This window comes from Lactococcus taiwanensis, from assembly GCF_014905395.1.
GTDB lineage: Bacteria > Bacillota > Bacilli > Lactobacillales > Streptococcaceae > Lactococcus > Lactococcus taiwanensis.
This window is the reverse complement of the sequence record NZ_BNDT01000004.1, coordinates 21306-33439: the sequence shown is the minus strand read 5'-3', so window position 1 is coordinate 33439 and position 12134 is coordinate 21306. Positions and strand designations below refer to the sequence as shown.

Below are 12134 nucleotides of genomic sequence, written 5' to 3'. Positions count from 1 at the left end.
TTATCCCTCCTTAAATGCATTTGTACGGCGATATGCGACAAGGGAAATAGAGGCATTAACAATAAATATTAAGATACCAAGTACGGCTGCCGCATTGTAGCGCTGTGTTTGACCGAAGACCAAATTATAAAGCCAAGTAACAAGTAAGTCAGTTGATCCTGCACCCTGATAATCAGGATTCATTGGCCAGCCCTTAGTTAAAAGGTAAATCACATTGAAATTATTAATGTTACCAATGAACTGTTGAATAAGAGCAGGTGTCATTACAAAGAGGATTTGAGGAAAAGTGATGGAGCGGAAAATGTTAAATGTATTTGCTCCATCGATACGTGCTGCTTCGATTTGATCTTGCGGAAGGTTTTGGATAATGGCTGTGGACACCAGCATCGAAACGGGTATACCAATCCACATATTAACGAAAATAACAGTGATTCGAGCTACCATTGGATCTGACGCTGCACCAATAAAATTAATAGGGTGAGAAATGAGATGAAGATTCATTAATATGCCATTAAAAGCTCCCTGCTGATCTAAAAATTGCGCCATCATCAACAAAGTTACAAATTGTGGAACAGCAAATACAATAACAAAAATTGTCCGCCAAAAACCTTTAAATTTGATTCCAGTTGATTCAATCAGTAAAGCTAGAAGAACACCACCTAAAAAAGTTGTTGCGGTGGCAACTACAGCCCATACTAAAGTCCAACCTAGTACTGGAAAGAAAGTACCTGCTAAGTCGCCTGTCAACACGTTACCAAAAGCTTGAAACCCAGTCCAAGAAAAGGCAGTCGCATGTAGACGATCATAGTTAGTAAATGCCATTGAAATCATGTAGACAGTTGGCAGAACAGTAAATGCTAAAATTCCTAATAATGGTATAGCCATCAACGTCGCATATAAACGTTCGTCAAGCAAAGAGGCAAGTTCTTCTTTATTAGATGGGATAGCTTTTCCTTCACGTTTCAGGTAATAAAGGTGTTTGTTCGAGCGATAGTTAAACCAATAAAGCAAAACGAACAAAATGACGATTAAACAGGCGATAATCCCCCATAATAAAATGAGGACTGAATGGTCAGGTTGCACGATAACAGGAAAACCATTAGCATCTGTCGTTTCGCGTAAAGTTTTGTTGGGACCTAAACTACTCAAGAGTGAAAAGGCGCTAAGCCCAGAAAACAAGAGCCAACCAATAAATGCAATTTCAAGTATTAGAAATGTAAATCCCTTTACCCACTGTTTATTTCTGATTTGATTTAAGCCCATCACAAAGAAAGTTAGCTTTGTTACGGCGTCTCCTTTAGAAAAAACTTCGCGGATACTTATGGACTTTTCTTCTGGAGAAATAGAACTCTCTGTGAGTCTTCTTTTTTTTCTTTTAGTCATAATATTTCCTTTAATAAATTAAAAGGTCAGGCTGAAGGAGCCCAACCTCTTATTCACGTATTGACATAAGTGGATCTCTTATTTAGAGATACTATCTTGGAATTTTTGCAGTTGAGCAGAGAAATCAGCAGGTTTGATTGATCCAGTGTACGCACCATTAATCAAAGGAGCAGAGTTGTTCCAGAATGTTGCCATTTGTGGAAGCTTAGGCATTACAACAGAGTAGCCTTTTTGAGACATGGTAATTACTGCTTTCGTTGCATCATCGTTTTTCACTGCTTCATTTTCTTGAGCATCCTTGTTTGTTGGGACGTTACCTAAAGCTTTGAAGAGTTTGATTTGTGCATCTTCGCTTGTCAAATATTGAGCAACTGTTTGGGCTGCGGCTTGGTTTTTAGTTTCAGAATTAATTGCAAAGCCTTTAACACCTTGGAAGGCTTGTAATTGTTTTTGTTCACCACCAATAGTAATAGTTGGGTAAGGAGCAACAGCATAGTTATCTCCTAAAATCTTCTTAATGTTTGCAGTGTCCCAAGGTCCATCAACGATAGCTGAGGCTTTACCGGATTGAAGTTGGTTCAAAGCGTTAGAAGTTTGCATAACATTTTTATTGGATTTTTGATCTGCAAACCATTGCATCGCCTTTACACCATTTTCAGAAGCGACATCTGTGCCAGATACGTCCTCACCAGAAGTTCCAAAAAGAGTAGTTCCAGCTGTGAAGAAGACAGGGTAGAAGTTATAAGCATTAGTGAAATCAGTAGCGAAAACCGCTTTAGAAGTCATTGTATCCCATGTTTTAACATCATCAGCTGTTAATTTAGATTTGTTATAGAAAAGGACTTGGGCTTCAGTAGAACCTGGGAAAGCATAAAGTTTATCTTTATAAGACATTCCCGCGTAAGCTGTATCGGTGCTGTCAGATTTGACTTCACTTGCCATTTTGGATTGAATTGGGCTGATGAATCCTTTATCAGCCATATCTCCCAATTGGTCATTTGGTACAGCGAAGACATCAGCATATTTAGAAGGATCTTTAGCGATATCTGTTTTAGCATTGGCAGAGCCAGAAGCGTTGGCGATAACTTTTACAGTAAGGTCAGGGTATTTAGCTGACATTCCTTTAGCGATAGATTCGTAAGTTGCTTTTTGCTGGGTATCTACATAGACACGGACTGTCCCTTTGATGTCAGAAGAGCTTGAAGAGGTTTTACTACCACTTGTAGAATTGCCACAAGCTGCAAGCGTTGTGACTGCGAGAACAGAAGCTCCGCCCAAGGCTACTTTTTTCCAAGATTTCATTTTGTTTCCTCCTAATGAAAACGGTTTTATTTTCTATGATTCTTATTTTACGCAAACGTTTGCTTTTTGTCAAGAAAAATCATATTACATTTTGATGACGGAGTATATTGCTTTATAAACTAGCTTATTTTCTCCTAATAAATTAAGAAATAGACTTGTAAAAAAATAGAAAACGCAACAAAATATGCAAACGATTGCGCTTTTGAAAGCGTTATGATAAAATGATACCAATGTGAGATTTATGTTCTCCAGATGTGGTGGAAATGACACTAGTACAGCCATCAAAAAAATTTGGAGGTTCTATTTTATGAACAAAGCAGCTCTTTACCATCGTCCCGAATCAGAATTTGCATATCTCTATACGCGTGATACGATGCAGGTCCGACTTCAAGCTCAAAAAGATGATATTGAAAAAGTCGAGCTTTTCTATGGCGATCCTTATCTTTGGGAGGGAGTTGAAGACCCAGAGCACCAAACTTGGAAAAGTGCTCAAGTAGAGATGAAAAAAGTTCTTTCTACTAATAGAAGTGATTTTTTCGAAGCAGAAATCACGGTAGCAACAAAACGTGTCGATTATCTTTTCGTAGTGACTGGGTTAGATGGTGAGAAGGTGGTTTATACTGATCAAGGATTGTTAGATTATGATGAAACGCTGATTACCAAAAAATATGGAGCATTTCGTTTGCCGTATTTTCATGAGACGGATCGTTTTAAAACACCTGGGTGGGTTAAAGAAACAGTTTGGTATCAGATTTTTCCTGAGCGGTTTGCTAATGGCGACACTCAAAATGATCCTGAGGGTACAAAAGCTTGGAATGCATTAGATGTACCAGATCGGCAAGATTTTTACGGTGGGGATTTGCAAGGGGTGCTTGACCATTTGGACCATTTGACGGAACTTGGTGTAAACGGGATATATTTTACTCCTATTTTTCAAGCCTACTCCAATCATAAATATGACACAGAAGACTATTTAGCTATAGATAAAAACTTTGGTGATAAAGCGTTATTCAAGCATTTGGTCGAAGAAGCTCACGCGCGTGGCATCAAAGTGATGCTTGACGCGGTCTTTAATCATATCGGTGATACTTCACCACAATGGCAAGATGTTCTAAAGCATCAAGAAAAGTCCAAATATGCGGATTGGTTCCATGTGAATAGTTGGCCTGCAACTTATACACCAACTGATGATTTTGAGAACGCTGAAAATGCGACTTATGATACATTTGCTTTTACGCCACACATGCCCAAATTAAACACAGCAAATCCTGAGGTGGAAGCTTATCTCTTGGAAATTGCGGATTATTGGATACGTGAATTTGACATTGATGCTTGGCGTTTGGATGTTGCAGATGAAGTGGACCATACTTTTTGGAAAAAATTCCGTGCAACGTGTGATGCGGCTAAAAAAGATTTTTACATTTTAGGAGAGGTTTGGCATTCTGCACAGCCTTGGCTGGTTGGTGATGAATTTACTGCTGTGATGAACTATGCTTATACGGATGCCATCAAAGATGGATTGATTACCAAGAAAATTTCTTTACCTCAGATGGTATCGAATATTAACACTCAATTGACACTTTATAGAAAACAAGTCAATCAAGTGATGTTCAATGTTTTAGATTCACATGATACGCCGCGCATTTTAACTGTTGCTAATGAAAATAAAGCGTTGATGAAATTGGTAGAGACGTTCACCTTCTTACAGCCCGGAGTACCCTGTATCTATTATGGTGATGAGTATGCTTTAACAGGCGGAATGGATCCTGAATGTCGGAAGTGTATGCCTTGGATAAAAGAAGAACAAGATGTGGAGATGTTTGAGTTCTTTAAAGAACTCATCGCGCTACGCCATGCTTATCAAGAAGTTTTGAGCGATGCAGCCGTAGTTTGGCAAGAAGTGGATGGTAAAAAAGGTGTCGTGGAAATCCAGCGTGGTGAACTAAAAGGATGCTTTAATATTGGAGAAAATGCAGTCAAGTTTGAGGCGGATGAGATTATTTTCTCAAATTTAGTGGAAGATGAAACGATTTTGCCTTTTGGATTTGTAGTTTATAAATAAATAGGATGCTGTCAGTAAAATTTTTACTGACAGCCTGTATTTTTGAAACTGACCGTTTGGTCAGTCAAGTATTGGAGTAAAGTGATGAATAAAAAATGGTGGCAAAAAACGGTGGTTTACCAAATCTATCCACGCTCTTTTATGGATGCTAATGGCGATGGTATTGGAGATTTGCAAGGAATTATTTCTAAGTTAGACTATTTACAAGAACTGGGCATTGGTGCGATTTGGCTGAGTCCGGTTTATCAATCACCTATGGATGATAATGGTTATGATATTTCTGATTATCAAGCAATTTCTGAAGAATTTGGCACAATGGCTGATATGGATGAGCTATTAGCTGAGGCACATCGACGAGATATTGAAATTGTTATGGATTTAGTGGTTAACCATACTTCTGATGAGCACGCTTGGTTTGTTGAAGCAAGACAATCAAAAGATAATCCTTATCGTGATTATTATATATGGCGGGATAAACCAAATGGCTTAAAATCAATCTTTTCTGGGTCAGCATGGCAACTTGATGAAGAAACGGGGCAATATTACTTGCATTTGTTTAGTAAACGGCAACCCGATCTTAATTGGGAAAATCCCAAAGTCCATCAAGAAGTGTATGACATGATGAATTTTTGGATTGATAAGGGGATTGGCGGCTTTCGTATGGATGTCATTGATTTGATAGGAAAGGATATTGACCAAGAGTTAACAGGTAATGGCTCCAGACTTCATGAGTACCTCCATGAGATGAATCGCGCAACCTTTGGTGGCAAAGATTTACTGACCGTTGGTGAAACGTGGGGAGCTACGCCTGAGATAGCAGAGCTTTATTCGGCACCCGAGCGCGAAGAGCTCTCGATGGTTTTCCAATTTGAGCATGTGACAAACACTTATCTGGATGAAGGGGAAAAATGGGATAAAAAGAATTTTTCGGTGCCCTTACTAAAGGAAATTTTTGCAAAGTGGCAAGGACTTGAAAAAGGCTGGAATTCACTGTTTTGGAATAATCATGATTTGCCCCGAATTGTATCTATTTGGGGAAATGATAAGACATACCGAGTACATTCTGCTAAGGCCTTTGCTATTTTACTTCATTTGATGAAAGGGACACCTTATATTTATCAAGGAGAAGAATTGGGGATGACGAACTACCCTTTTCAGACAATTGAAGAAGTGAACGATGTAGAATCCCGAAATATGCGTGTGGAGCGTCTTGAGCAAGGCTACAGTGAGACGGAAATTTTAGATGCTATCCGTCGTGTTGGTCGTGATAATGCGAGAACCCCCATGCAATGGAATGTACAGCCTCATGCGGGCTTCACAACAGGAAAGCCTTGGCTTGCAGTCAATCCTAATTATCAGAATATTAATGCTGAAGATGCCATCAATAACCCTGACTCGGTATTCAATACTTACAAGGCGCTAATTAACTTACGTAAGCATAATGACTGGATTATTTATGGTGACTTTGAGTTATTGAACTCTGCTGATGAAGTTTTTGCTTACTTACGTAAGTATCAAGGCAAGAAATACTTGGTTGTGGTCAATTTATCAGATCAGGTCAATCCCTTCACCACCGGTTTTGTCCCCTACAAATCAGTAATCACAAATGACAAAGTACGGCAAGAAATTTCACAAATTGAACTCAAACCTTGGGAAGCTTTTGCTTATGAAGTGGAATAGAAATTTGGGAGGTCAACAAGATGAGTGAATACCACAAAATGATATCGGGGCAACTCTATAGTGCTGAAAAAATTGAAGCAGCTTATCGTCCGGATAAATCAAGAGCTCTAGTACAAGAAATTAACCAACTCCATAGTCTTGAAAAAGAAAAGATCGTTCAATTAGAAAAGAAATTATTTGGCAAGACTGGTGAGCAGATTTATGTCAATCCCCCGCTTTATGTTGATTATGGTTTTAATACAAAGATTGGTGAAAATTTTTATGCCAATTTAGATTGTATCTTTTTGGATGTTGCTCCGATATCCATTGGAGATGATGTTATGTTTGGTCCACGTGTAAGCTTGATTACAGCGACCCATCCGATTGATGCGGCGGTGCGAGGGCGAGGTCTGGAATATGCACAGGCGATTAAGATTGGCGACCGGGTGTGGTTAGGTGCTGGCGTTATTGTCAATCCTGGTGTTGAAATTGGAGAGAACACCATTGTAGGTTCAGGAAGTGTTGTGACTAAAAGCTTACCGCCAAATGTCATTGCAGTGGGTAACCCTGCGCGGATCTTGCGCAAGATAGATGATGAAGATCGAGTTTTTTGGGAAGAAAAAGAAGAAAAATATTATGGAAAATGATTTTCGTAAAATGGTAGGCTATCAAATTTATCCTAAGTCTTTTAAAGATACGAATGGAGATGGCATTGGTGACCTTCAAGGCATTATTGAAAAGCTGCCTTATATCCAGCAGTTAGGTGTTGATTTTATATGGATTAATCCAATTTATAAAAGTCCACAGGTAGATGGTGGCTATGATATTTCAGATTATTATGCGATTGATGAGCGTTTTGGAAGTTTAGAGGATTTTAAGACTTTACTTCATAAATCCCACGAATATGGACTGAAGGTTATCATGGATTTGGTAGTTAATCATACTTCGGATCAACATCCTTGGTTTTTAGAAAGTAAAAAGTCTAAAGATAACCCCTATCGAGATTTTTACTTATGGGAAGATGCTACAGCTCAGCAACTTCCTAACGAATGGCGATCCTTTTTTGGAGGATCAGCTTGGACTTATGATAAGAAAACAGAACAAGCGTATTTTCATGCTTTTGCAAAAGAGCAGCCTGATTTAAACTGGAAAAATCCCAAAGTACGACAAGAGATTTATAAAATGGTTCGCTGGTGGCTGGAATTAGGTGTGGATGGCTTTCGTCTGGATGCTATTTCTCACCTTCAAAAAATGCCCTGGTCATACAAGATTAAGTCTTGGCGAGGTGATGGGCCATGGGTTCCTTTTATGAATGTCTCAGGTATTGAAGACTATATGACGGAACTAAAAGCAATTTTTGATTCATATGGCGCATTAACAGTTGGCGAAGCCTCTGGTGTACGATCAATGCAAGCGCCTGATTGGACTGACGAAAAGGGCTATGTCAATATGATTTTTGAGCTGGAACACAATGTGAGAAAAGCAAATGGTCGAGGATCGATTTATGGTTACAAAAAAGTGATCATGCGTTGGCAAAATGATTTACTAGCCCGGGGCTGGAACGCCCTTTATCTAGAGAATCACGATCAACCGCGTAGCATTGATGTCTTTGGAGACGGATCATTAGCCTCCGCTAAAGCCCTTGCGGTGAGTTATATGCTTTTACGGGGCACGCCCTTTATCTATCAAGGGCAAGAGCTAGGAATGCGTAACTTCCCGTTTACTTCCTCTGATCAGTTGCGCTCAGAAGAAGTCATTGCGCAATACGAGAATTTACTGACGGACTTGTCAGCTCAAGAGGCTTTGCAAAAAGTGACACAAGATAGCCGGGAGCATGCCAGAACCCCAATGCAATGGTCTGACAAGGCGAATGCAGGTTTTACGACAGGCCGTCCCTGGATGGACATTCATCCTAATTACCCTCAAGTTAATGCTGAAAAACAAACGGAACTTTTTGAACTCTATCAAAAACTAATTCAATTGCGCCACGATAATCAAGCCATTGCTAGTGGCTCAATCTATTTTTACTTTGAGCGACATCCGCAGGTGTTAGTTTATACGCGTGATGAATTTTTAGTCATCGTTAATCTAGGGACGAAAAAAGCGCATTTAGATTTTTCAAAAGTAGAAGCGTTTACTGACGGATCTGTCAGTAATTACCAAAGCATCTTAAGCAGTCAGCCACGTCCTTTTGAACGAAGCATGTCCTTAGCCCCTTTTGAATATCAGGTTTATAAGAAGTAAAGGAAGAAATAAAAAATGAAACAAATTAAACGAATCATGGGCATTGATCCCTGGAAAATCACTGCAAATAAGGTAGAAGTAGAAAATCGGCGTCTCCAAGAATCGCTTACCTCTATTGGAAATGGTTATATGGGGATGCGCGGTAATTTTAGTGAAACGTTTAGTGCTGATCATCACCAAGGAACTTATATTGCAGGGGTGTGGTTCCCCGATAAAACCCGCGTTGGTTGGTGGAAAAATGGCTACCCCGAATACTTTGGTAAAGCCATCAATGCAGTGAATTTTGCAAAGGTCAGCTTGTTGATTGATCAGAGTGAGATTGACTTGGCGATTGCTGATCTAGCAGATTTTGAGATGGCTCTAGATATGAAACAGGGGGTTCTAACCTATCGTTATGTGGTAGGCGGAGTTCAGGTAGTCGTAGAGCGCTTCTTTTCAATCGCCACACCAGAACTTGCAGTTTTCAGGTTTTCATTTGAAGCAACAGACGGGAAAAGTCATGATATTCGCCTGGAATCAGTTATTGATGCCGATGTACACAATGAAGATGCAAATTATGATGAAAAATTTTGGAAAACCTTAAAAACTGAAAATACAAGCGATGGATCGTTCTTAATCAGCGAAACCGTTCCTAATCTTTTTGGAGTGGAGCAATTTACAGTTTTAACAAAGCAAACTTTCAAAGGAGATTTCCATCGTACAAATCAAGAAAGCTTGGAAGATCAGGTAATAGACTACTTTGAAGGGGAATTGAAACCAGCAAGACCTCTCAGCTTTGAAAAACGCGTCCTTGTTCTGACCAGCCGAGATTACCAAACGCTTCCTGAGCTGACCAAAGTGTCAGAGGAATTAAGCCAAGAAGTTAATGCTCAAACTTATGAACAACTTTTTACAGCACAGGCGCAAGCTTGGGCAAAGCGTTGGGAACTTGCGGATGTACAAATTGATGGATCGGATGAAGCGCAACAAGGGATTCGCTTTAATCTTTTCCAACTTTTTAGCACTTACTATGGCGAAGATGAGCGACTCAATATTGGCCCTAAAGGTTTTACTGGTGAAAAATATGGTGGGGCTACGTACTGGGATACAGAAGCCTATGCTGTCCCACTTTATTTAGCACTAGCTGATACAGCTGTCACCAAAAATCTCCTCAAATATCGTCATCAACAGTTGCCTCAAGCACAACATAACGCAAGACAACAAGGTTTGGCAGGAGCTCTTTATCCAATGGTTACTTTTACCGGTATCGAATGCCACAACGAGTGGGAAATTACCTTTGAAGAAATTCACAGAAATGGCGCAATGGCCTATGCCATTTACAACTATACCAATTATACTGGGGATGAAACCTATCTGGCAAATGAAGGTTTGGAAGTATTGGTCGAAATCGCCCGTTTCTGGGCTGATCGTGTCCACTATAGTAAACGAAATGACAAGTATATGATTCACGGTGTGACAGGACCAAACGAATATGAAAATAATATCAATAATAACTGGTACACTAATACGTTAGCGACTTGGGTTTTAAAATATACCCTTGAAAGTCTTCAAAAGTATCCGCGAGAAGATTTGAAGGTGAGTCAAAAAGAAAAGCAAAAATGGGAAGAGATTATTCAAAAGATGTATCTTCCGGAGGATGAGACGCTTGGTATATTTGTTCAACATGATGGATATCTTGATAAAGATTTAACACCGGTGGCTGACTTAGACCCTAAAAATCTTCCGCTCAACCAAAATTGGTCTTGGGATCGCGTTTTACGTAGCCCTTATATCAAGCAGGCAGATGTTTTGCAAGGAATTTACTTGTTTGGTGACCATTATACGATGGAACAAAAGAGAAAAAACTTTGAGTTTTATGAACCTTTGACAGTGCATGAGAGTTCGCTCTCACCATCCATTCATGCCATTTTAGCAGCAGAGCTAGGGTTTGCTGATAAAGCAGTTGAAATGTATGAACGCACGGCCCGATTGGATCTGGATGACTATAATAATGATACAGAAGATGGCTTACATATCACTTCGATGACGGGTTCATGGTTAGCGATTGTGCATGGCTTTGCTCAAATGAAAACTTGGAACGGTAAATTGAGTTTTGCGCCCTTCTTGCCGGAAGTTTGGACTGGCTACGCTTTTCACATTAACTACCGAGGACGTCTTCTTAAAATTTCAGTCGGGGAAAAAGTGGAGCTTGAATTGCTTAAGGGGAAAGCCCTGAAATTAGACGTGTATGGGAAAACTATTGAGTTAATTACAAATTATGTGACAGAAACGAAATAAAAAGGTGTCGAAAAAAAGACATTTTCTTGTCAACTCCTGAAAACTATTGAAAAATAAGTAAAAATTTGGGAAAATAATAATCCGAGAACACTGTAAGAAAGGAGTGCTGGAAATTTCCAGTCTGAGCGAATCTCAGGAAGAAAAAATGGCAGTTACTATAAAAGATGTCGCTAAGAAGGCTGGAGTTAACGCTTCAACAGTCAGCCGTGCGATTAAAGATAGCTCTGAAATTAGTGATAAAACCAAAGCTAAGGTGCGCAAAGCCATGCATGAGTTAGGCTATCGGCGTAACGCCGCTGCTCAGGTACTGGCTTCTGGAAAAACCAATACGATTGGTGTTGTTTTCCCTGCAGTGAATGATAAGGAAAGTCAACCTTTTTATATGAAGATTCTATCTTCTATCAATGAAACAGCACGTGATTATGATATTTCAGTTGCGATTGCGACAGGTCATACTGTGGCCCAACTCAAAAAACAGGTCGAATTGCAGTACTCCGAAAAAAGAGTGGATGGCTTTATTGTGCTTTATGCCGGAAAAAGTGATCCGATTAGGGAATATTTACTAAATAATAAAATCCCGTTCGTCCTTGTGGGGACACCTTCAGACCATAAAAACGAAATTACGCATGTGGATAATGATAACATGCTCCTAGGAAGAGAGGCAGTCCATCACTTAGTAGACTTGCATCATGAAAATATTTCCTTTGTCACTGATACCACGCAAGGGGAGGTTTTTGAAGAACGTTATCATGGCTTTAAAGATGAGGCCCAACGTTACGGAATAAACGAGAAGTTGTTAGTGATGGATCGTGATTTTTCTGTTACTAATGAAACGGCTCTGGTTGTGATTGATGACGTGCTGGCCTTGAAAGTAGTAAAGCAGTTAACCAGCCAAGGTCTCCGTGTCCCAGAGGACATCAGTATCATCACTTATAATAATTCTATTTTTACAACGATTATTCATCCTTATTTGACTACTTTTGATATCAATATTGAACAATTGGGAGCAACAGCAGTAAAAAAATTTCTTGATTTACGAGATGAAGAGGAAAAATTACCTGAAAAAACAATTATTCCCTTTCAACTTATCGAGCGAGAAACAACTAAAGCTAGAATCTGAGGTCTAGCTTTTTAGTTTCATTTAAGTCAAGTTTAAGTCCAATACAAGACAAAAATAACATAATAGTGTAAAATAAAAAGAAAGGGA

Annotated in this window: 8 protein-coding genes; 6 read left to right on the top strand and 2 right to left on the bottom strand. The window is 39.4% G+C overall.

Annotated features, from left to right (window positions below):
- Complete coding sequence (locus tag JKP71_RS05785) at positions 1-1383, bottom strand: carbohydrate ABC transporter permease (RefSeq protein ID WP_075526173.1); 1383 nt, start codon at positions 1381-1383, stop codon at positions 1-3.
- 78 nt (positions 1384-1461) lie between these two features.
- Positions 1462-2685, bottom strand: coding sequence for an extracellular solute-binding protein (locus JKP71_RS05780; protein WP_075526172.1), 1224 nt, complete (start codon positions 2683-2685; stop codon positions 1462-1464).
- Between the two features lie 307 nt (positions 2686-2992).
- On the opposite strand from JKP71_RS05780, the gene JKP71_RS05775 reads away from it, so the two are divergent.
- The 6 genes from JKP71_RS05775 (at position 2993) to JKP71_RS05750 (ending at position 12047) form a co-directional block, all read left to right on the top strand.
- Entirely contained in the window at positions 2993-4747 is a 1755-nt protein-coding gene (locus tag JKP71_RS05775; protein WP_200407361.1) for a glycoside hydrolase family 13 protein, read from the top strand.
- Positions 4748-4831: 84 nt separating this feature from the next.
- Positions 4832-6427 carry a glycoside hydrolase family 13 protein gene (locus JKP71_RS05770; RefSeq protein WP_200407360.1) on the top strand — a complete coding sequence of 532 codons (1596 nt, stop codon included), beginning with the start codon at positions 4832-4834 and terminating at the stop codon, positions 6425-6427.
- 20 nt (positions 6428-6447) lie between these two features.
- Positions 6448-7053: a sugar O-acetyltransferase gene (locus JKP71_RS05765; RefSeq protein ID WP_200407359.1), complete on the top strand. Its 606-nt coding sequence runs from the start codon at positions 6448-6450 to the stop codon at positions 7051-7053.
- The gene (locus JKP71_RS05760; RefSeq protein WP_373298626.1) at positions 7043-8650 is read left to right on the top strand and encodes an alpha-glucosidase; all 1608 of its coding nucleotides are present in this window, start codon (positions 7043-7045) and stop codon (positions 8648-8650) included. Before JKP71_RS05765 ends, JKP71_RS05760 begins: the two co-directional genes overlap by 11 nt.
- A gap of 15 nt (positions 8651-8665) precedes the next feature.
- Positions 8666-10927 carry a glycoside hydrolase family 65 protein gene (locus JKP71_RS05755; protein WP_200407358.1) on the top strand — a complete coding sequence of 754 codons (2262 nt, stop codon included), beginning with the start codon at positions 8666-8668 and terminating at the stop codon, positions 10925-10927.
- Between the two features lie 145 nt (positions 10928-11072).
- The gene (locus JKP71_RS05750) at positions 11073-12047 is read left to right on the top strand and encodes a LacI family DNA-binding transcriptional regulator (RefSeq protein ID WP_075526167.1); all 975 of its coding nucleotides are present in this window, start codon (positions 11073-11075) and stop codon (positions 12045-12047) included.
- The last annotated feature ends 87 nt before the right edge of the window (positions 12048-12134 follow it).